This is a genomic window from Kitasatospora sp. NPDC054768, from assembly GCF_053612025.1.
This window is the reverse complement of the sequence record NZ_JBSHBN010000027.1, coordinates 14,039-33,136: the sequence shown is the minus strand read 5'-3', so window position 1 is coordinate 33,136 and position 19,098 is coordinate 14,039. Positions and strand designations below refer to the sequence as shown.

General features: G+C 73.0%; 20 protein-coding genes. 3 read left to right on the top strand and 17 right to left on the bottom strand.

What is annotated here, in order from left to right; all coding sequences use genetic code 11:
• Nucleotides 1-121: 121 nt before the first annotated feature.
• The 15 genes from era to hrcA all read right to left on the bottom strand — a co-directional run bounded on the left by era (nucleotide 122) and on the right by hrcA (nucleotide 14,533).
• Entirely contained in the window at nucleotides 122-1,051 is a 930-nt protein-coding gene (era, locus tag ACWGKU_RS11200) for a GTPase Era (RefSeq protein WP_316521324.1), read from the bottom strand.
• Between the two features lie 70 nt (nucleotides 1,052-1,121).
• Nucleotides 1,122-1,298: a hypothetical protein gene (locus ACWGKU_RS11195; RefSeq protein WP_452178207.1), complete on the bottom strand. Its 177-nt coding sequence runs from the start codon at nucleotides 1,296-1,298 to the stop codon at nucleotides 1,122-1,124.
• Between the two features lie 159 nt (nucleotides 1,299-1,457).
• Nucleotides 1,458-1,811, bottom strand: a complete 354-nt coding sequence (locus tag ACWGKU_RS11190) for a cytidine deaminase (RefSeq protein WP_359903020.1) — start codon at nucleotides 1,809-1,811, stop codon at nucleotides 1,458-1,460.
• A 28-nt stretch (nucleotides 1,812-1,839) separates the two neighbouring features.
• The gene (locus ACWGKU_RS11185) at nucleotides 1,840-2,388 is read right to left on the bottom strand and encodes a DUF4383 domain-containing protein (RefSeq protein WP_452178208.1); all 549 of its coding nucleotides are present in this window, start codon (nucleotides 2,386-2,388) and stop codon (nucleotides 1,840-1,842) included.
• Between the two features lie 26 nt (nucleotides 2,389-2,414).
• Complete coding sequence (locus ACWGKU_RS11180; protein ID WP_359903026.1) at nucleotides 2,415-2,651, bottom strand: hypothetical protein; 237 nt, start codon at nucleotides 2,649-2,651, stop codon at nucleotides 2,415-2,417.
• Between the two features lie 33 nt (nucleotides 2,652-2,684).
• Nucleotides 2,685-4,010 carry a hemolysin family protein gene (locus ACWGKU_RS11175; protein WP_401049207.1) on the bottom strand — a complete coding sequence of 442 codons (1,326 nt, stop codon included), beginning with the start codon at nucleotides 4,008-4,010 and terminating at the stop codon, nucleotides 2,685-2,687.
• Nucleotides 4,011-4,029: 19 nt separating this feature from the next.
• Nucleotides 4,030-4,524, bottom strand: coding sequence for an rRNA maturation RNase YbeY (ybeY, locus tag ACWGKU_RS11170; protein ID WP_359903032.1), 495 nt, complete (start codon nucleotides 4,522-4,524; stop codon nucleotides 4,030-4,032).
• Nucleotides 4,525-4,538: 14 nt separating this feature from the next.
• Nucleotides 4,539-5,672 carry a PhoH family protein gene (locus ACWGKU_RS11165; RefSeq protein WP_452178210.1) on the bottom strand — a complete coding sequence of 378 codons (1,134 nt, stop codon included), beginning with the start codon at nucleotides 5,670-5,672 and terminating at the stop codon, nucleotides 4,539-4,541.
• Between the two features lie 194 nt (nucleotides 5,673-5,866).
• Nucleotides 5,867-6,790, bottom strand: a complete 924-nt coding sequence (locus ACWGKU_RS11160; protein WP_401049201.1) for a ribonuclease Z — start codon at nucleotides 6,788-6,790, stop codon at nucleotides 5,867-5,869.
• A gap of 6 nt (nucleotides 6,791-6,796) precedes the next feature.
• Entirely contained in the window at nucleotides 6,797-7,150 is a 354-nt protein-coding gene (locus ACWGKU_RS11155) for a histidine triad nucleotide-binding protein (RefSeq protein ID WP_359903038.1), read from the bottom strand.
• 52 nt (nucleotides 7,151-7,202) lie between these two features.
• Nucleotides 7,203-7,949 (bottom strand): RDD family protein, encoded by a 747-nt coding sequence (locus tag ACWGKU_RS11150; RefSeq protein ID WP_452178211.1) that lies wholly within the window; start codon nucleotides 7,947-7,949, stop codon nucleotides 7,203-7,205.
• Between the two features lie 114 nt (nucleotides 7,950-8,063).
• Nucleotides 8,064-11,327 carry a S41 family peptidase gene (locus ACWGKU_RS11145; RefSeq protein ID WP_452178212.1) on the bottom strand — a complete coding sequence of 1,088 codons (3,264 nt, stop codon included), beginning with the start codon at nucleotides 11,325-11,327 and terminating at the stop codon, nucleotides 8,064-8,066.
• A 131-nt stretch (nucleotides 11,328-11,458) separates the two neighbouring features.
• Complete coding sequence (locus tag ACWGKU_RS11140) at nucleotides 11,459-12,208, bottom strand: 16S rRNA (uracil(1498)-N(3))-methyltransferase (RefSeq protein ID WP_452178213.1); 750 nt, start codon at nucleotides 12,206-12,208, stop codon at nucleotides 11,459-11,461.
• Between the two features lie 75 nt (nucleotides 12,209-12,283).
• A complete protein-coding gene (gene dnaJ / locus ACWGKU_RS11135) occupies nucleotides 12,284-13,423 on the bottom strand; it encodes a molecular chaperone DnaJ (RefSeq protein WP_380542290.1) in 1,140 nt (379 codons plus the stop codon).
• A 75-nt stretch (nucleotides 13,424-13,498) separates the two neighbouring features.
• On the bottom strand, nucleotides 13,499-14,533 hold the full coding sequence (hrcA, locus tag ACWGKU_RS11130) for a heat-inducible transcriptional repressor HrcA (protein ID WP_359903053.1): 1,035 nt from the start codon (nucleotides 14,531-14,533) through the stop codon (nucleotides 13,499-13,501).
• Between the two features lie 289 nt (nucleotides 14,534-14,822).
• Here hrcA and htpX point away from each other — a divergent pair, with 289 nt between their 5' ends.
• From htpX to ACWGKU_RS11115, 3 genes are read left to right on the top strand one after another with little or no spacing between them, the layout of a single operon-like run.
• Nucleotides 14,823-15,743 (top strand): zinc metalloprotease HtpX, encoded by a 921-nt coding sequence (gene htpX, locus ACWGKU_RS11125; protein ID WP_401047062.1) that lies wholly within the window; start codon nucleotides 14,823-14,825, stop codon nucleotides 15,741-15,743.
• A 32-nt stretch (nucleotides 15,744-15,775) separates the two neighbouring features.
• Nucleotides 15,776-16,360 carry a PspA-associated protein PspAB gene (gene pspAB, locus ACWGKU_RS11120; RefSeq protein ID WP_380542287.1) on the top strand — a complete coding sequence of 195 codons (585 nt, stop codon included), beginning with the start codon at nucleotides 15,776-15,778 and terminating at the stop codon, nucleotides 16,358-16,360.
• 31 nt (nucleotides 16,361-16,391) lie between these two features.
• The gene (locus tag ACWGKU_RS11115) at nucleotides 16,392-17,219 is read left to right on the top strand and encodes a DUF3097 domain-containing protein (protein WP_452178214.1); all 828 of its coding nucleotides are present in this window, start codon (nucleotides 16,392-16,394) and stop codon (nucleotides 17,217-17,219) included.
• 6 nt (nucleotides 17,220-17,225) lie between these two features.
• Here the strand turns inward: ACWGKU_RS11115 and ACWGKU_RS11110 are convergent, their stop codons facing one another.
• Together ACWGKU_RS11110 and hemW are read right to left on the bottom strand one after the other, a co-directional pair.
• A complete protein-coding gene (locus tag ACWGKU_RS11110) occupies nucleotides 17,226-17,783 on the bottom strand; it encodes a Uma2 family endonuclease (RefSeq protein ID WP_401047066.1) in 558 nt (185 codons plus the stop codon).
• 40 nt (nucleotides 17,784-17,823) lie between these two features.
• Nucleotides 17,824-19,053: a radical SAM family heme chaperone HemW gene (gene hemW / locus ACWGKU_RS11105; RefSeq protein WP_452178215.1), complete on the bottom strand. Its 1,230-nt coding sequence runs from the start codon at nucleotides 19,051-19,053 to the stop codon at nucleotides 17,824-17,826.
• Between the last annotated feature and the right edge of the window lie 45 nt (nucleotides 19,054-19,098).

Below are 19,098 nucleotides of genomic sequence, written 5' to 3'. Positions count from 1 at the left end.
CGCTGTGCCCCTTCTGACGTCGCGTCCGGCCGGACCACGGCAAGGGCCCGCCCGGACGCACAACGTCCGAACGGGCCCCAGGCCTCCCGGTGGCTCGAACCCGCCGGTCCGGAGCCCGGACTCAGAAGCCGAGCTTGCGCAGCTGCTTGGGGTCGCGCTGCCAGTCCTTGGCGACCTTGACGTGCAGGTCCAGGTAGACCGGCGTGCCGAGCAGCGCCTCGATGTGCTTGCGGGCGGTGGTGCCGACGTGCTTGAGCCGCGAGCCCTTCGCGCCGATCACGATCGCCTTCTGGCTCTGCCGCTCGATGTAGACGTTGGCGTGGATGTCCAGCAGCGGGCGGTCCGCCGGGCGGCCCTCGCGCGGCAGCATCTCCTCGACCACCACGGCCAGCGAGTGCGGGAGTTCGTCGCGCACGCCCTCCAGCGCGGCCTCGCGGATCAGCTCGGCGACCATGATCTGCTCGGGCTCGTCGGTGAGGTCGCCTTCCGGGTAGAGCTGGTCGCCCTCCGGCAGCAGCTTGGTGAGAAGGTCGGCGACCAGTTCCACCTGCTTGTCGCCCACGGCGGAGACCGGGATGATCTCGGCCCACTCGAAGCCCAGCTCGATGCCGAGCTGGTGGATGGCGATCAGCTGCTCGGCCAGGCGCTTGGAGTCGACCAGGTCGGTCTTGGTGACGATGGCGACCTTCGGGGTCTTCTTGATCCCGGCGATCTCCTTGGCGATGAACTTGTCGCCGGGGCCGATCTTCTGGTCGGCGGGCAGGCAGAAGCCGATCACGTCGACCTCGGCCCAGGTGGTGCGGACCAGGTCGTTGAGGCGTTCGCCGAGCAGGGTGCGCGGCTTGTGCAGGCCGGGGGTGTCGACCAGGACGAGCTGGGCGTCCGGGCGGTGCACGATGCCGCGCACGGTGTGCCGGGTGGTCTGCGGGCGGTCGGAGGTGATCGCGACCTTCGTCCCCACCAGGGCGTTGGTCAGGGTCGACTTGCCCGCGTTGGGCCGGCCGACGAAGCACGCGAACCCGGAGCGGTACGAGGAGGAAGGGGCATTCATGGGCTCCATTCTCCCTGATCACCGGAGCCCCGCCGTCCGGGCCCACCCCCGGGGGTGTCCGGGGGCGCGTTCAGGCCTTCTTCCCGCCCTTTCCGCCCTTGCCGTCGGTGGGGATCAGCGAGACCACCACCAGCACCAGCAGGAAGCCGAGCGAGCCGAAGAGCCAGAGCTCCGACTTGGTCTCCTGCCACTTGCCCAGCCCCATCACGAACAGCAGCAGCCCGGCGAAGAACGCCACCGCCCCCATGCCCCAGCCCCCTCAGCGCATCCACTCCCCCGGTGAGATTATCTGCCGGGCGTGGGCCGGGACCATGCCCCTCGGCACGGCCGCCGAAGGCCCGGGGCACGGCCCCCGGCGGCCCCGCCCAGGCCTCCCACCGGGCCTCACAGCGGGCCCCGCCGGGCCTCAGCGAGCCTCGGCGGACACCCGCAGCGCCCCGTCCGGCCCGGCCAGCAGCACCGGCGTCCCGGCCCCGCCCAGGTCCCGTACGGCCGCCAGGTCCGCCTCGGCCGGCTGCTCCGCCTCGCTCACCACGGCCGCCGCCTCCAGCGACCTGGCGCCGCTGGCCACCGCCATCGCCACCGCCGCCTGGAGGGCGCTCAGCCGCAGCGACTCCAGCGCGACCGTCCCGGCCACGTAGGTGCGTCCGGTCTCGTCACGCACCGCGGCCCCCTCGGCGACGCCGTTGCGGGCACGGGCCGAGCGGGCCAGGGTGATGATCTTCTTGTCTTCGGGGTCGAGCTCGACGATGTCACTCATGCCGCCGAGCATAGGCACCCGGCGCCGCTCAGTGGCCGACCGGGTGGGTCGGCCCCGGGTTCGGGTGCAGGACCTTGACGAAGGTCTTCGGCCCGGACGGCTGCGGCTCCTCGTGCTCGACGCGCTCGCGCCAGAACGGGTTGTCGTGCGGCAGGTGGCTGCTCACCCGGCCGTACATCCCGAAGGTCGTCAGGACGATCCCGAAGATGAACGCGAACAGCACGTTCGACATCCGGAAGTTGAGGATGTTCGCGTCCGGCCGCTCCAGCACCGTCAGACCGTAGAAACCGGACAGGACGAACAGCACGCCCACCGCCATGTTGAGGTTGGACGCGAAGTTCCCGCCGATCACCGCCCCCACCAGCAGGACCGCGCCCGCCACGATGGACAGGATGCTCAGCGCCCCGTTGGTCGACAGCCCGGTGACCTGGTCGCCGTGGGTGGACAGGAACCCGGGGTGGTCGGCCAGCCCCAGGCACCCGAACACGATCAGGAAAACCCCCCCGGCCCCCGCCCCGATCCGCCACACCATGGCGAGACGGCGGTCGACGGGCTTCAGCGTGTCTTGCAGCTTCATGGCGACCTCCAGAGCTCGGCCATGGTCTAGCTGTAGGGATGGAGCTTCTCCATGTGCGGGGTCTCGTGCATGTAGAGCGAGCCGCACTGCTGGCAGCAGCGCAACCCGGTGCCCCACTCCTCCTCGGGCCGCGTCTCGGCGTCGTCGGGCATGTCCCGGCCGCAGAGCGCCACCGACAGGTCCTCGTCCCGCACCACGTGCCAGGACTTGACTCCGCCGGCCGCCCCCTGCGGGCCGTACTCCGCGCGAAGTTTGTGCGTCATGCCCTCCATGGTCGCTCGGCGACCGCCCGCCCGCTACTCGCCCGCCGGGGCCCCGGCGCCCTCGGTGCGGCGGACGGGGGCGGCGACCATGGAGCCGATCCGGTTGCGGCGGCCGGCCGAGGACTCGGCGGTCAGCAGGATGCCGGTCAGGCCGCCCCCCACCGGCTCGGGCAGCGGGATCTCGCAGGACGAGCCGGGGATCGGCACCCGGCCCAGGTGCTTGGCCAGCAGGCCGCCGACGGTCTCGACGTCCTCGTCCTCCAGCTCGAAGCCGAACAGCTCGCCCAGGTCCTCCACCGGCAGCCGGGCGGTGATCCGGTACGAGCCGTCGCCGAGGTCCTCCACCGGGGCGATCTCCCGGTCGTACTCGTCGGTGATCTCGCCGACGATCTCCTCCAGGATGTCCTCGATGGTGACCAGCCCGGCCGTGCCGCCGTACTCGTCGATCACGATCGCCACGTGCGAGCGGCGCTGCTGCATCTCGCGCAGCAGGTCGCCGGCCGGCTTGGAGTCGGGGACGAAGACGGCCGGGCGCATCACCGCGCCGACCTCCTCGGACTCCGCGTTCCGGTTGATGTGGGTACGCCGCACCAGGTCCTTGAGGTAGACGATGCCGACCACGTCGTCCTCGTTGTCGCCGACCACCGGGATGCGCGAGAAGCCGGAGCGCAGCGCCAGGGTGAGCGCCTGCCGGACGGTCTTGTGCCGCTCGATCATCACCAGGTCGGTGCGCGGCACCATCACCTCGCGCACGATGGTGTCGCCCAGCTCGAAGACCGAGTGCACCATCCGGCGCTCCTCGTCCTCGATCAGGTCGTCCTTCCCGGCGAGGTCCACCAGGGCCCGCAGCTCCGCCTCCGAGGCGAACGGACCCTCCCGGTAGCCCTTGCCCGGGGTCAGCGCGTTGCCGAGCAGGATCAGCAGCCGCGGGATCGGGCCCAGCACCGCGGCCAGCGGCAGCAGGACGAAGGAGGCCGCGGTCGCGGTGGTGATCGGGTGCTGGCGCCCGATCGTGCGCGGCGAGACCCCCACCGCGACGAAGGACACCAGCACCATCACGCCGAACGCCAGCAGCACGGCCTGCCAGGTCGGGCTGACGTTGCGCACGCACACCACGGTGACCAGGACGGCCGCCGCCATCTCGCTGGCCACCCGGATCAGGGTGGCCAGGTTGAGGTAGCGGATCGGGTCGGAGGCGACGGTCAGCAGCCGCGCGGAGCCGCGCCGGCCGCTGCGCACCGCCTCCTCCGCCCGGAACCGGGAGACCCGGGAGATGCCCGCCTCGGCGCACGCGGCCAGCCAGCCGAGCACGACGAGCAGCACGGCACCGAGGATGAAGCTCGTACTCTCACCACTCACAGGGGTTCGGGCTCCGCGCTCAGTGGGTGGTGGGGGCCGGGGAGATGCCGCCGAGGCCGCGGCCCGCCCGCCAGTCGTCCAGGATGCGCTTCTGGAGGGCGAACATCTCCTCCTCTTCCTCCGGCTCCTCGTGGTCGTAGCCGAGGACGTGCAGCACCCCGTGCACGGTGAGCAGTTGCAGCTCCTCGTCCATCGAGTGCTTGGAGGGGGCGGCCTGGCCCTGCTGCTCGGCGACCTCGGGGCAGAGCACGATGTCGCCGAGCAGGCCCTGCGGCAGCTCCTCGCCCTCCTTGCCGGGACGCAGCTCGTCCATCGGGAAGGACATCACGTCGGTGGGCCCGGGCAGGTCCATCCACTGGATGTGCAGCTCCTCCATCGCCGCACTGTCCACCAGGATCACGGACAGTTCTGACTGCGGGTGGATCCGCATCTTGTCCAGGGCGAAGCGGGCGACGTCGAGGATGGACTCCTCGTCGGCTTCCCAACCGGACTCGTTGGCGATGTCGATCGACATGACGGGCTGTGTGCTCAGCTTTCGGTGCGATGGGACTGTCGGGGAGCGCGGGGCGCGGTGGCCTTGCCGGGGCGCCGCTGGGCGGGCTTGCGGGGAGCCGGGGAGCCGTCCTCGGCCTCCTGCCGGGCGTCCCAGCGCTCGTAGGCGTCCACGATCCGGCCGACCAGCTTGTGGCGGACCACGTCGGTGCTGGTGAGGACGGAGAAGTGGATGTCGGGCACGTCGGCCAGGATCTCCTGGACGACCTTGAGTCCGCTGCGGGTGCCGCCCGGGAGGTCGATCTGGCTGGTGTCGCCGGTGACCACCACCCGGGAGTTGAACCCGAGGCGGGTGAGGAACATCTTCATCTGCTCGGGCGAGGTGTTCTGGGCCTCGTCGAGGATGATGAAGGCGTCGTTGAGGGTGCGGCCGCGCATGTACGCGAGCGGGGCGACCTCGATGGTGCCGGCCGCCATCAGGCGCGGGATGGAGTCCGGGTCCATCATGTCGTGCAGCGCGTCGTACAGCGGGCGCAGGTACGGGTCGATCTTCTCGTAGAGGGTGCCGGGCAGGAAGCCCAGCCGCTCCCCCGCCTCGACCGCCGGGCGGGTCAGGATGATCCGGTTGACCTCCTTGGCCTGGAGGGCCTGGACGGCCTTGGCCATCGCCAGGTAGGTCTTGCCGGTGCCGGCCGGTCCGAGGCCGAAGACGATCGTGTGCTTGTCGATCGCGTCGACGTAGCGCTGCTGGTTGAGGGTCTTCGGGCGGATCGTGCGGCCCCGGTTGGACAGGATGTTCGCGGTGAACACCTGGGAGGGCGCCGGGCTGTCCGGGTCCTGGTCCTGGCTGCGGAGCATGGCGATGGAGCGCTCCACGGAGTCCTCCGTCAGGGGCTGGCCGGTGCGCAGCACCAGCATCATCTCGTTGAAGAGCCGCTGCACGAGGGCGACCTCGGCCCGGGCTCCGGTGGCGGTCACCTCGTTGCCGCGGACGTGGATGTCGGCGGCGGGGAAGCCCTGCTCGATCACGCGCAGCAGCGAGTCCGCGGTGCCGAGCAGGGTGACCATCGGGTGCTTCTCGGGGATGACGATCCGGGCGCTGACGCGGACGTCGTCGGCCGGTTCGGGGCGCGACTGTCCGTTGGTACGGGTCTGCGATGTGTCACTCATAGGTCGGCGCTGGGGCCTGCCTCATCCCATCCGTGGTCTCGGGTGCCGCTCGGTGTCTCCGGGGCACCAGGGTACGCCGCGAGCGTGATCGCCGTGGCGGGCGGCGGGGCCGCACCCGACGATGCTGCGGCAGATCGGAGGCCGATGCGAGCGTATTTTTCCCGCCGGCCGCGGCTCGGTGGTTCCCGGGCCGGTCACGACGGGCGGCGGGCCGGGACGGGCACCCGGTCGAGGTCGGCGGCCAGCACCAGTTCCCCGTCGAAGTGCTTGCGGGCGTCGGCCAGGTGCTGGCCGAGGTCCGGGTAGCGCTGCGAGAAGTGGGTCAGCACCAGGGTGCGCACCCCGGCCTCGGCGGCGACCTTGGCGGCCTGCCCGGCGGTGAGGTGGCCGTGCTCCTCCGCGAGGCGGACGTCGGCGTCGGTGAACGTCGCCTCGACGACCAGCAGGTCGGCGCCCTCGGCGAGGGTGTGCACGCCCTCGCACAGGCGGGTGTCCATCACGAAGGCGAACTTCTGGCCCGGCCGCGGCTCGCTGACCTCGCCCAGCGTGACGGTGCGGCCGTCCACCTCGATCGCGCCCTCGTGCTGGAGCCGGCCGACCGCCGGGCCGCGCACGCCGAGCTCGGCGAGCCGCTGCGGCACCAGGCGGCGGCCGTCCGGCTCGGACAGCCGGTAGCCGAAGGACTCCACCGGGTGGTCCAGCCGGACGGCGTCCAGCGCGAAGCGGGCGCCGGGCGCGGGCAGCGGACCGGGCTCGTCGATCGGGCGGGGCCGCAGCACGGCCGTCTCGTGGTAGGCGGTGGAGTGCCGCAGCCGCTCGAAGTAGACCTCGCCGGAGGCCGGGAAGTAGACGTCGACGGGGTGCGGGACCCGGTCGAGGTTGATCCGCTGGATCACCCCGGCGAGGCCCAGGCAGTGGTCCCCGTGGAAGTGGGTGACGGCGATCCGGGTGATCTGGGTGGCCGTGACCCCGGCGTGCAGCATCTGGCGCTGGGTGCCCTCGCCGGGGTCGAACAGCAGGCCCTCGCCGTCCCAGCGCAGCAGGTAGCCGTTGTGGTTGCGGTGCCGGGTGGGCACCTGGCTGGCGGTGCCGAGGACGACGAGTTCGCGCTGGGACACCTGCGGTCAGACCATGCTCTCGGTCATCTTCGCCCCGCCGAGCACGTGGACGTGCGCGTGGAAGACGGTCTGTCCGGCGCCCGCACCGGTGTTGAAGATCAGCCGGTAGTCCTCGATGCCCTCGTCCCTGGCCACCGCGCCCGCCTCGGCGAGCAGTTCGCCGGCGATCTCCGGCTCGGCGGCGGCCAGCGCGGCCGCGTTCGGGTAGTGCGCGTGCGGGACCACCAGCACGTGCACGGGCGCCTTGGGGGCGATGTCGCGGAAGGCGAGGGTGCGCTCGGTCTTGCGCACCACGGTCGCCGGGATCTCGCCCGCCACGATCTTGCAGAACAGGCAGTCGGGCTGCGGCTCGCCGGCCATGGTTCCCTCCTCGGGATCGGTACGTCGGGTGGTGGGGCCGTACGGGCGCAGCCTAGCCGAGCGGGGCGACGGCCTGCTGGTACTCCTGGAGGTGCTTCCGGCGCACCGAGCGCATGCCGACGATGTCGCCCTCGTCCGTGTCGAAGTCCTCGGTGAGGAAGGAGACCGCGAGGATGACGAAACCGATCAGCCAGCGCCTGGTGAGCCGCCAGGTGTTGGGCCGCATCACGCCCTTGCGGCGCACCACCCGCATCGCCATGACCCCCTTGCCGACGCTGAAGCCGGTCAGCCGGGCGAGCACCACCTGGTTGAGGAAGGACGCGGCCAGGCCGACGACCAGCAGCGCCACGAAGTAGGGCACCACCGGTCCGCTCTGCACGGCGTGGCCGGCCGCGTGCCCGGTCCTCGGGCGGCTCGCGGCGTTGGCGGCGACGAAGCCGAGGCCGATCGCGAACAGCCAGTCCAGCACGATCGCCAGGAACCGCCGGCCGCCGCCCGCCTCCTTGGGGCAGGGCGGCAGCGCCCGCCGCGGCTGCTCGCTCCGCGGGTAGGGGTCCGGGTACGGCTGCGGGTACGCCTGCGGGGCATGTCCCTGCGGCGGGTACGGCTGCGCCGGCGGCTGCTGGTACGGCTGTGCCGGCGGGTACGGCTGCGGCGCGGCGTACCCCTGCGGCGGGTACGGCTGCGGCGGGTACGGCTGTGCCGGCGGCTGCTGGTACGGCTGCGCCGACGGATGGGGCTGCGGCTGCTGTGCGTAAGGATTCTGGCCGTACTGCGGCGGCGGGTAGCCCTGCGCCATGTGGTTCCCCCGTGAGCTGTGGATCAAGAAACAGCCCCGCATCCTACCCACGCCCCCAAACCCCGGAGCGGGAAGCCGGCCGGTACGGCCTCCCGCTCCGGGGGCGGAGCCCCGCTACCGCCAGGGCAGCGGCGGCGCCGTACGGGCCGGGGTCTCGGCGAGCCGCTCCAGGGCGAGCCGGACGCCCTCGGCCAGCTGGGGGTCCTCGCCGGCCGCCCAGTGGTGCGGGGCGAACGGCACCTCGACGTCCGGGTCGACGCCGTGGTTCTCCAGACCCCAGCCGTAGTTCTCCAGCCAGAGCGCGTACTTGGGCTGGGTGACCAGGGTGCCGTCGACCAGCCGGTAGCGGCTGTCGATGCCGATCACCCCGCCCCAGGTGCGGGTGCCGACCACCGGGCCGATGCCGAGCGCCTGGACGGCGGCGTTGACCACGTCGCCGTCCGAGCCGGTGAACTCGTCGGCGAGCGCGACCACCGGACCGCGCGGGGCGTCCGCCGGGTAGGGCACCGGGTGGTCGGTGTCCCGGATGACGTCCCAGCCGATGATCCGGCGGGCCAGCTTCTCGATCACCAGCTGCGAGGTGTGGCCGCCCCGGTTCCCCCGGACGTCGACGACCAGGCCCTCCCTGGCCATCTCGCTGCTCAGGTCGCGGTGCAGCTGGGCCCAGCCGGCCGTCTGCATGTCGGGCAGGTGCAGGTAGCCCAGCCGCCCGCCGGACAGCTCGCGCACCGCGGCCCGCCGCCCGGCCACCCAGTCGTGGTAGCGCAGCGCCTCCTCGTCGGCGAGCGGGACGACCACCGGGTGGCGCCGGTCGGTGCCGTCCTTCCCGGCCACGGTCAGCTCGACCGGCTGGCCCGCCGTGCCGGCCAGCAGCGGGGCCGGGCCGGTGACCGGGTCCACCGGGCGGCCGTTGACGGCCAGCACCGCGTCGCCCGGGCGGACCGCCGCGCCGGGCGCGGCCAGCGGCGAGCGGGCCCTGGGGTCGGAGGACTCCCCGGGCAGGATCCGGGCGATCCGCCACTGCTCGCCGTCCCGGACCAGGTCGGCGCCGAGCAGGCCCTGGCGCCGGGCGGGCTCGGTGTACCGGCCGTAGGGCATCACGTAGGCGTGCGAGGTGCCCAGTTCGCCGTGCACCTCCCAGAGCAGGTCGACCAGTTCGTCGTGCGAGCCGACCCGCTCGACCAGCGGCCGGTAGCGCTCCAGCACCCCGTCCCAGTCGACGCCGGAGAGGTCGGGGCGCCAGAAGTTGTCCCGCATCAGCCGGCCGTTCTCGGCGTACATCTGCCGCCACTCGGCGGCCGGGTCGACGGTCACCCGCAGCCGGGCGAGGTCGACGGTGGTCTCCTCGTCGTCGCCGCCCTTGTGGTCGGCCGGGACGACCCGCAGCTCGCCCTCGTCCAGCACGGCCGCCCGGGTGCCGTCCGCGCTGACCGAGAAGTCGTCCAGGCCGTGCACCAGCTGCTCGACCCGGCGTTTCCTCAGGTCGAAGCGCTCCAGCACCGGGCGGGGCCGGTCGTCGTCCAACGAGGCGGCCTCGTCGCCGAGTTCGCCCATCAGCGGGGCCCTGGTCCAGAGCACGCCGTCCTTGGCGGCGGCCAGGTCCTCGAAGCGGCCGCCCTCGACCGGGAAGGGGACGATCCGGTCGGCGATGCCGTCCAGGTCCACCCTGGTCACCGGCGCGGCGTCGGCCGCCGCCTCCTCGCCGTCCGCCTTCCGGGCCTTCGGCTCGTCCTCCTCCCCACCGAGCGGGCGCCCGGCCCGCTGCGGCCCGAACGGGGAGGGCGTGTCGGCGGCCAGCGTGACCAGGTAGGGGCGGCAGCCGTTCGGGAAGGACAGGTCGAAGACGTGCGCGTCGTAGACCGGGTCGAAGTTGCGCACCGACAGGAAGGCCAGGTAGCGCCCGTCCGCGGTGAAGGAGGGCGAGGTGTCCACGAAGCGCGGCTGGGTGACCTCGCCGACCGTCCGGGTGGCCAGGTTGGCCAGCACGATCTGGCGCAGCGAGTGGGGGCCCATCCCGCGCACCGGGCGCGACCAGGCCAGCCAGGCCGAATCCGGGCTGAAGGCCGGCCCGCCGGCCTCTCCGTCGGCGCTGCGGTCCAGCTCGTGCACGGCGCCGTCGGCCAGCGAGACCAGCAGCACCCGGCCGTCGTGCACGCCGAGCGCGGCCTGCTTGCCGTCCGGCGAGACCACCAGCGAGTTGACCCGGCCGAGCTGCCCGGCGGCCAGCCGGCGGCGCTCGGCGCCGTGCAGGTCGGGGGCGAACTCCAGGGCGTCCTCGCCCTCGGCGTCGGACACCCACAGCACGCCCTGGGTGCCGTCCTCGCCCGGCACCACCCGGACCAGCCGCCCGCGCACGCCCGGGGTCTCGTCCAGCACCCGGGCCGGGCCCTCGCGGTGGGTCAGCCAGTGCACGCTGCCGCGCACCACCACGGCGCTGCCCCGGCCGGTGCGGTCGGGGGCGACGGAGTCCAGCCAGTGCGCGGCGGGCACCGGGCGGGGGCGGCGCCCGGCCCGCGGACCGGCGAGGCGGACCTCCAGCCGGCGCGGCTCGGCGCCGTCCAGGTCGTCCAGCAGCCAGAGGTCGCCGGCCCGGTGGAGGACCACCCGGGTGCCGTCGGTGGTGGCGCCGCGGGCGTAGAAGCCGTCCGGGTCGGCGGTGTGGCGGCGCAGGTCGGTGCCGTCCGGGCCGCTGGACCACAGCTCGCCGACGCCCTCGTGGTCGGACAGGAAGGCGATCCGGCCGCCCCGCCCGCCCGGCCCGGCCACCCACAGCGGGGAGTCCAGCTGCCCGTCCAGCTCCGCGTGGACGCGGACGAACTCGTCCCGGCCCAGCCACAGCTTGCCGGCCCGCCCGCCCCGGTACCGCTTCCACCAGGCCGGGTCGCGACCGTTGACGCTGCTCAGCAGCACCCGGTCCCCGCCCGGCTCGAAGGCGAGCCCGCCGACCGGCCCGTACGGCAGCCGCTGCGGCTCGCCGCCGTCCAGCGGCACGGCGTGCGCCCAGGTGCGGCGGAAACTGGCCTCGCCCGCGGCGGTGGCGGCGATCGGGCGGCCGTCGGCGGTCCAGCCGAGCACCCGGGTCTGGTGGCTGCCCCAGTGGGTGAGCCGGCGCGCCGGGCCGCCGTCCACCGGCACCACGTGCACCTCGGGCGCGCCGTCCCGGGTGGAGGTGAAGGCGAGGTGCCGCCCGTCCGGGGAGAACCTCGGGTGGTGGACCGGCAGGTGGTCCGCCGTCAGCCGCCAGGCCCGGCCGCCGTCCAGCGGGGCGAGCCAGAGGTCGTCCTCGGCGACGAAGGCGACCAGGTCGCCGTGCAGGTGGGGATGGCGCAGGTAGGCGCCCGCCGAGCTGTTCGAGGAGGTGCTCAGGGAGTCCGTCACCCGGCCAGCCTAAGCAGGTGCGCGTACGATCCGCGCCGTTTTTCCCAGACTTCCGGCGCCGCCCGCGGAGGGCTGTTACGCCCTCCCGGGAACCGCCCCGCAGGCCGCCCCGACCGCCTGCACGGCCGCCGTCACGACCAGCGGCCGGTGCGCCCGAGCAGCAGCGCGCCGGCGGCCACCCCGGCGGTCGAGGTGCGCAGCACCGAGGAGCCCAGCCGGTACGGCTTGGCGCCCGCCTCGGCGAAGACGGCCAGCTCCTCCGGGGAGACCCCGCCCTCGGGGCCGACCACCAGCACGATGTCCCCGCCCTCCGGCAGCCCGGCGTGCGCCAGCGGCTCGGCGCCCTCCTCGTGCAGCACGGCGGCGAACGCGGCCTGCGCCAGCACCGGCGCCAGCTGCCGGGTGGTCATCGGCTCGCGGACCTCGGGGAAGCGCAGCCGGCGGGACTGCTTGCCCGCCTCCCGGGCGGTGGCCCGCCACTTGGCGAGCGCCTTGGCGCCGCGCTCGCCCTTCCACTGGGTGATGCAGCGCGAGGCGGACCACGGGACCACCACGTCCACGCCGACCTCGGTCATCGTCTCCACGGCCAGCTCGCCGCGGTCGCCCTTGGGCAGCGCCTGGACGACCACGATCCGCGGCGCGGGCTCCGGCTCCCGGCGCACGGCGGCGACCGTCACGTCGATCGCGTCCTTGCCGAGCACCTCGGCGACCGTGCCGTCCACCCCGAGTCCCAGCCCGTCGGCCAGGGTGACCGCCTCGCCCCGCTCCAGCCGCTTCACCGCGGCCGCGTGCCGCCCCTCCGGGCCGTCCAGACGCACCACGGCCCCGGGCACGGCGGCGGCGATCCGCTCGGTCTCGACGACGAAGACGGGCGCGGTCATGACGGGGGAACCTCCAGGAGTGGGACGGGAACACGGAAGGGGTGCCGGGATCCCCCGGCACCCCTCCGCGGACGACTACCGGCCGTTGAAGGCGTCCTTCAGGCGGGAGAACAGGCCCTGCTGGCCCGGCGCGAACTGGCCGGACGGCTGCTCCTCGCCGCGCAGCACCGCGAGGCGGCGCAGCAGCTCCTCCTGCTCGGCGTCGAGCTTGGTGGGCGTCTTCACCTCGACGTGCACTATCAGGTCGCCCCGGCCGCCGCCGCGCAGGTGGGTGATGCCCCGGCCGTGCAGCGGGATCGACTGGCCGGACTGGGTGCCGGGCCGGATGTCGACCTCCTCCAGGCCGTCCAGGGTCTGCAGCGGCACCCGGGTGCCGAGCGAGGCCGCCGTCATCGGGATGGTGACGGTGCAGTGCAGGTCGTCCCCGCGCCGCTGGAAGATGGCGTGGGTGGTCTCGGCGATCTCGACGTACAGGTCGCCGGCCGGGCCGCCGCCGGGGCCGACCTCGCCCTCGCCGGCCAGCTGGATCCGGGTGCCGTTGTCGACCCCGGCCGGGATCTTGACGGTCAGGGTGCGGCGGGCGCGCACGCGGCCGTCGCCGGCGCACTCCGGGCACGGGGTCGGCACGACGGTGCCGAAGCCCTGGCACTGCGGGCAGGGGCGGGAGGTCATGACCTGGCCCAGGAAGGACCGGGTGACCTGGGAGACCTCGCCCTTGCCGCGGCACATGTCACAGGTCTGCGCCGAGGTGCCGGGGGCCGCGCCCTCGCCGCTGCAGGTGGTGCAGGTGACGGCGGTGTCGACCTGGAGTTCCTTGGTGGTGCCGAACGCGGCCTCCTCCAGGGTGATCTCCAGCCGGATCATGGCGTCCTGGCCGCGGCGGGTGCGCGAGCGCGGGCCGCGCTGGCCGGCCGCGGCGCCGAAGAAGGCGTCCATGATGTCGGAGAAGCCGAAGCCCGCCGCGCCGGCGCCGAAGCCGCCGGCACCGCCGCCGCCCGGGGACAGCGGGTCCCCGCCGAGGTCGTAGACCTGACGCTTCTGCGGGTCGGAGAGCACCTCGTAGGCGGCGTTGATCTCCTTGAACCGCTCCTGCGTCTTCGGGTCCGGGTTGACGTCCGGGTGCAGTTCGCGTGCCAGGCGCCGGAACGCCTTCTTGATCTCGTCCTGCCCCGCATCCCGTCGGACGCCGAGTACCGCGTAGTAGTCCGTGGCCACCAAATGCTCCGCTTGTTCCGCCTGTAGTAGTGCTGCGACTGGACGCCACCGTTGAAATTCTAACGGTGGCCCTTGCTAGGACTCGGCCAGGATCTGGCCCACGTACCGCGCCACCGCTCGCACCGCCCCCATTGTGCCGGGGTAGTCCATCCGGGTCGGACCGATCACACCCAGTTTCGCCACGCTCTCGTCGCCCGAACCGTAGCCGACCGAAACGATCGAGGTGGAATTCAGCCCTTCATAGGCGTTCTCCCGCCCGATCCGGACCGTCATCGCGGCGTCCGCGGTCTCACCCAGGAGGCGGAGCAGGATGACCTGCTCCTCCAGGGCCTCCAGCACCGGCTGGATGGTGAGCGGGAAGTCGTGCCCGAAGCGGGTCAGGTTGGCCGTGCCGGCCAGCATGATCCGCTCCTCGTTCTGCTCGGCGAGCGTCTCGAACAGGGTCGCCAGGACCGTGCTGACCGTCGGCCGGTCGGCCTGTTCGAACAGCGCCGGCAGCTCCTCCAGCAGCCCCGGGACCTCCGGGAGGCGCCGGCCGGCGGCTCTCGCGTTGATCCGGGCCCGCAGGTCCGCCAGCACCGTCTCGCCGACCGAGCCCGGGCAGTCGACCATCCGCTGCTCGACCCGGCCGGTGTTGGTGATCAGTACCAGCATCACCTTGGCCGGGGCCAGCGCCACCAGCTCGATGTGCCGGACGGTGGAGCGCGTCAGCGAGGGGTACTGCACCACCGCGACCTGCCGGGTCAGCTGGGCGAGCAGCCGCACGGTGCGGGCGACCACGTCGTCCAGGTCGACCGCGCCGTCCAGGAAGTGCCGGATGGCCCGGCGCTCGGGGGCGCTCATCGGCTTGATCTCGGCGAGCTTGTCGACGAAGAGGCGGTACCCCTTGTCGGTCGGGATACGGCCGGCGCTGGTGTGCGGCTGGTGGATGTAGCCCTCCTCCTCCAGCGCCGCCATGTCGTTGCGGACGGTCGCCGGCGAGACCCCGAGGTTGTGCCGTTCCACCAGGGCCTTGGAGCCGACCGGCTCCTCGGTGCCCACGTAGTCCTGCACGATCGCGCGGAGTACGGCGAGCTTGCGTTCGTCCAGCTGGCGGACCTCACCGGCCATGGGGCACGCACCTCCGTCTTCGCACGTTGTCCGACTGTGTCCCTCGCTGCTGCGGGCCGCTCCGGGAGGCCCCTGGTCTTGGCACTCTGAACCTACGAGTGCCAGAACCGTACCTGCCAGTGTAAGGCCCGGGTCCCACGGCAGGAACGGCCCGAGGGGCGTGATCCTCCCCGCAGTTCCGGACACGGCCCGCGGGGCCCCGGCGGTTCGATCCTCCCGGCACCGGGGTGGTGCCGGGAGGCCGTCCGGGTGGCAGCATCGAAAGCGACGGCGAACGGAGGAGCAAGCGATGTCGAGCTCGGGCCAGCACACCCGTTTCGCGCCCGACCGCGGCCTGACCGGCCGCATGGTCGCGACGATGTTCGTGATCGGGTTGCTGTACGTCGGTTTCACCGGCCTGCTGATCGCGCTGCTGCGCGGCGCCTGGCCACTGATCGTCCTGATCTCCGGCGGGCTGTTCGTGGCCCAGTTCTGGTTCAGCGACAAGATCACCGAACGGGCGATGGGCGCCCACCAGGTGTCCCCGGAACAGTTCCCCCAACTCCACGGCACCGTCGACCGGCTCTGCGCCCTGGCCGACATGCCCAAACCGCGGGTGGCGGTCGCCGACAACGACATGCCGAACGCCTTCGCCACCGGCCGCAACCCGCAGAACGCGGTGATCTGCGTGACCACCGGGCTGCTGCGCCGGCTGGAACCGGAGGAACTGGAGGGAGTCCTCGCGCACGAGCTGTCGCACGTCGCCCACCGGGACGTCGCGGTGATGACGATCGCCGGGTTCCTCGGCGTCCTCGCCGGGGCGATGACCCGGATCGCCGTGTACGGCGGTTTCATGGGCGGCGGGCGCAACAACAACGACCAGAACGCCGCCATCCTGGCGCTGATCATCCCGCTGGTGTCGATCGTCGTCTACGCGATCAGCTTCCTGCTCACCCGGCTGCTCTCCCGCTACCGCGAACTGGCCGCCGACCGGGCCGCCGCCCAGCTCACCGGCCGGCCCAGCGCCCTGGCCTCGGCGCTCACCAAGGTGACCGGGCAGATCGCGGCCATCCCCAGCAAGGACCTGCGCCAGGCGCAGCCGTACAACGCCTTCTACTTCGCCCCCGCGCTGAGCGCCCGGGAGGCCGCCTCGCAGCTGTTCTCCACCCACCCCAGCCTGGAGAAGCGGCTGGAGCAGCTGGCGAGGATCTCCGAGCAGCTCGGCCGCTGAACCCGCCGAGCCCCTGACGCGAGAGGACCGCCGTGGGAATCCTGGACACCCTGTTCGGCCGCACCAAGCCCGTCAAGCCCGACCTCGACCAGCTGTTCGGCGTGCCGTCCGCCGCGCTCACCCTGGAGGCCGGGGCCGGGTTCACCCCCACCGGGCTCGGCTCGGTCTGCTTCGCGGCCGTCGAGGGTGCGGCCTTCGTCCAGGTCGAGCAGCAGGTCCGGGCCCTGCTGGACGCCGACACCGAGCGCGGCGGCGTCCCGGTGGAGGCCTCCAAGGACGACTACGGCTACTCCTGGCTGCTCGCCCGGCACCGGCCCGAGGAGCTGCCGGAGCTGGTCAACGACCTGCACGCGGTCAACAGCGAGCTGGAGGCGAACGGCTTCGGGCCGCAGCTGCTCTGCTCGCTGGTCGGCTTCCGCGATCCGCAGGGGCGGTCGCTGGCCCTGGTCTACCTCTACAAGCGCGGGACGTTCTACCCCTTCGCCCCGATGCCCGGCGGTGGGGAGAAGCGCAACAGCCCGCTGGAGCTGCAGGTCAACGCGATGCTGGGGAACGACCTGCGGCTGGAGAAGGACCTGAGCCGCTGGTTCCCGGTCTGGGGCGCGCCGGGCCTCTGACACACCGTCCGCCGTCCCTATGATCACCCGTATGCGCAGCCGCCAGTACGGACCCGACCTGACCCCGCCGTGGAAGAAGCAGCAGCCCGCCCCGGAGGTGCCCGCCGAGCGGGACCTGGTGGTCGAGGAGACGGCGACCGGCTTCTGCGGGGCGGTGGTGCGCTGCGAGAAGACCGCCGAGGGGTTCACCGTCACCCTGGAGGACCGGTTCGGCAAGCACCGGGTGTTCCCGCTGGTGCCGCGCGGCTTCCTGCTGGAGGGCCGGGCCGTCACCCTGGTCCGGCCGGCCGGCCCGGCTCCCGCCCGGACGCCGGGCCGCACCGCCTCCGGCTCCGTCGCCGTCCCGAACGCCCGCGCCCGGGTCGCCCGCGAGTCCCGGATCTACGTCGAGGGCCGGCACGACGCCGAGCTGGTCGAGCGGGTCTGGGGCGACGACCTGCGGACCGAGGGCGTCGTCGTCGAGTACCTGCGCGGCATCGACGACCTGCCCGCGATCGTCGCCGACTTCGCCCCCGGCCCCGGCCGCCGCCTCGGCGTCCTGGTCGACCACCTGCTGCCGGGGACGAAGGAGCACCGCATCGCCGCCCAGGTCACCGGCGACTCGGTGCTGGTCGCCGGCCACCCCTACATCGACATCTGGCAGGCCGTGAAGCCCTCCAGCGTGGGCATCCCCGGCTGGCCCGCCGTCCCGCGGGGCGAGGACTGGAAGGAGGGCACCTGCCGCCGCCTCGGCTGGCCGGTGGACACCCCGGCGGCCTGGAAGCACATCCTGTCGAAGGTGAACAGCTACAGGGACCTTGAGCCCGAACTGCTGGGCCGGGTGGAGGAGCTGATCGACTTCACGGCCCTGCCGGAGTGAGGCCGGTCAGACGTATTTCTGAAAGTCCGTGGTGTCCAGATTGATTTCAAGCAGCTCGATGGGGACGGGCTCGCCGAACTTACTGGTCCGCTCGGACATGTACCTCGGGAGACCGGAGCCGGGCTCCTGACCCAACTCGGTCAGCAGCACACACACTCCCTTGATCGGGTCGACGATCAGATACGCGGGGACAGTGCCCTCGGCATAGAGCTCCCGCTTGGTCCGGTAGTCGCGGTCGACACTGGTCTTCGACACCACCTCGACCACCAGGGAGACCGCCGGCGACGGCAGTAGCCGTCCGTGCTCCTCGACCGCCCCGCGTTCGAAGACGACCAGGTCGGGCTGAGGTTCGCTGGCCTGGCCGGGGATCCCCAGGTCCTGCGTGGTGAGAGGGCGCCACCGACCGTACGGAAGCTGGTGCTGAATCGCCAGGACGATGAGGTTGTGGACCATGTCAGGCCCGGCCATCATCACGATTTCCCCCCTGATGAGCTCGGCCTTGACGCCTTCCGGCACCTCCAGGTTCTCGAAGATCCCGGTCATCCGATCATCGATGGCGGTCATGGCGCTCTCCCTCCGACGGCTGACACCACGTTAACGACAATCAGTCCACCAGGTCACGTACCACCGCGTCGGCCAGGAGGCGGCCCCGGAGGGTCAGGGCGGCGCGGCCCTGCCGGTACGGCCCGGCGGCGAGGAGGCCGTCGGCGAGGTGCCGGTCCGCCGCCTTGCGGCCGGTGTCGGTGAGCAGGTCGAGGGGGATGCCGTCGACCAGGCGCAGCTCCAGGAGGATGCGCTCGACGCGGCGGTCCTCCTCGGCCAGCACCTCGCGGGCCAGCGCCGGGGTGCGCTGCTCGGCGAGGGCCTGGGCGTAGGCGGCGGGGTGCTTGGCGTTCCACCAGCGGACGCCGCCGACGTGGCTGTGGGCGCCGGGGCCGGCGCCCCACCAGTCGGCGCCGGTCCAGTACAGCTCGTTGTGGCGGCAGCGGCCCTCGGGGGCGGTGGCCCAGTTGGAGACCTCGTACCAGGAGTAGCCGGCGGCGGCGAGCGCCTCCTCGGCGATCAGGTAGCGGTCGGCGTGCACGTCGTCGTCGATCATCGGCAGTTCGCCGCGCTTGACCCGGGCGGCGAGCCGGGTGCCCTCCTCGACGATCAGCGAGTACGCGGAGACGTGGTCGGGCCCGGCGCCGATGGCGGCGTCCAGGGAGGCCCGCCAGTCGTCGTCGGACTCGCCGGGGGTGCCGTAGATGAGGTCGAGGTTGACGTGCTCGAAGCCGGCCGCGCGGGCCTCGGCCACGCAGGCCTCGGGGCGGCCCGGGGTGTGGTGGCGGTCGAGCAGCTTCAGGACGTGCGGGCGGGCGCTCTGCATGCCGAAGGAGAGCCGGTTGTAGCCGCCCTCGCGCAGTTCGGCCAGGTACGCCGGGTCGACCGACTCCGGGTTGGCCTCGGTGGTGACCTCGGCGTCCTCGGCGAGCCCGAACTCCTCGCGGATCGCGGCGAGCATCTTCACCAGGTCGCGGGCGGGCAGCAGGGTCGGGGTGCCGCCGCCGAGGAAGACGGTCCGCACCGGGAGGTCCGTGTCCCCCAGCACCTTCCGGGCGAGGCGGATCTCGGCGACCACGTTGTCCGCGTACGTGTCCTGCGAGGCGACCGCCCCGGAGGAGCGCAGCTCGGTGGCGGTGTAGGTGTTGAAGTCGCAGTAGCCGCAGCGGCTGGCGCAGTACGGGACGTGCAGGTAGAAGCCGAACGGCCGGTCGCCCAGCCCGTCGAGGGCGTGCGCGGGCAGGGAACCGTCGGACGGCACCGGATCGCCGTCGGGGAGTGCGGAGGGCATGAGCCCATTGTCCCGTACGGCGCACCCGTTCGGGTGAGCCGTACG

Bases quoted from the DNA above. Each gene is read 5' to 3' on its own strand.
- ACWGKU_RS11150 (WP_452178211.1), bottom strand. From the start codon at position 7,949: ATGGCGCAGGGCTACCCGCCGCCGCAGTACGGCCAGAATCCTTACGCA.
- ACWGKU_RS11180 (WP_359903026.1), bottom strand. From the start codon at position 2,651: ATGACGCACAAACTTCGCGCGGAGTACGGCCCGCAGGGGGCGGCCGGC.
- ACWGKU_RS11185 (WP_452178208.1), bottom strand. From the start codon at position 2,388: ATGAAGCTGCAAGACACGCTGAAGCCCGTCGACCGCCGTCTCGCCATG.
- era (WP_316521324.1), bottom strand. From the start codon at position 1,051: ATGAATGCCCCTTCCTCCTCGTACCGCTCCGGGTTCGCGTGCTTCGTC.
- htpX (WP_401047062.1), top strand. From the start codon at position 14,823: ATGTCGAGCTCGGGCCAGCACACCCGTTTCGCGCCCGACCGCGGCCTG.
- ACWGKU_RS11190 (WP_359903020.1), bottom strand. From the start codon at position 1,811: ATGAGTGACATCGTCGAGCTCGACCCCGAAGACAAGAAGATCATCACC.
- ACWGKU_RS11140 (WP_452178213.1), bottom strand. From the start codon at position 12,208: ATGACCGCGCCCGTCTTCGTCGTCGAGACCGAGCGGATCGCCGCCGCC.
- ACWGKU_RS11195 (WP_452178207.1), bottom strand. From the start codon at position 1,298: ATGGGGGCGGTGGCGTTCTTCGCCGGGCTGCTGCTGTTCGTGATGGGG.
- ybeY (WP_359903032.1), bottom strand. From the start codon at position 4,524: ATGTCGATCGACATCGCCAACGAGTCCGGTTGGGAAGCCGACGAGGAG.
- ACWGKU_RS11110 (WP_401047066.1), bottom strand. From the start codon at position 17,783: ATGACCGCCATCGATGATCGGATGACCGGGATCTTCGAGAACCTGGAG.
- ACWGKU_RS11165 (WP_452178210.1), bottom strand. From the start codon at position 5,672: ATGAGTGACACATCGCAGACCCGTACCAACGGACAGTCGCGCCCCGAA.
- hrcA (WP_359903053.1), bottom strand. From the start codon at position 14,533: ATGGCCGGTGAGGTCCGCCAGCTGGACGAACGCAAGCTCGCCGTACTC.
- hemW (WP_452178215.1), bottom strand. From the start codon at position 19,053: ATGCCCTCCGCACTCCCCGACGGCGATCCGGTGCCGTCCGACGGTTCC.
- ACWGKU_RS11155 (WP_359903038.1), bottom strand. From the start codon at position 7,150: ATGGCCGGCGAGCCGCAGCCCGACTGCCTGTTCTGCAAGATCGTGGCG.
- ACWGKU_RS11115 (WP_452178214.1), top strand. From the start codon at position 16,392: ATGCGCAGCCGCCAGTACGGACCCGACCTGACCCCGCCGTGGAAGAAG.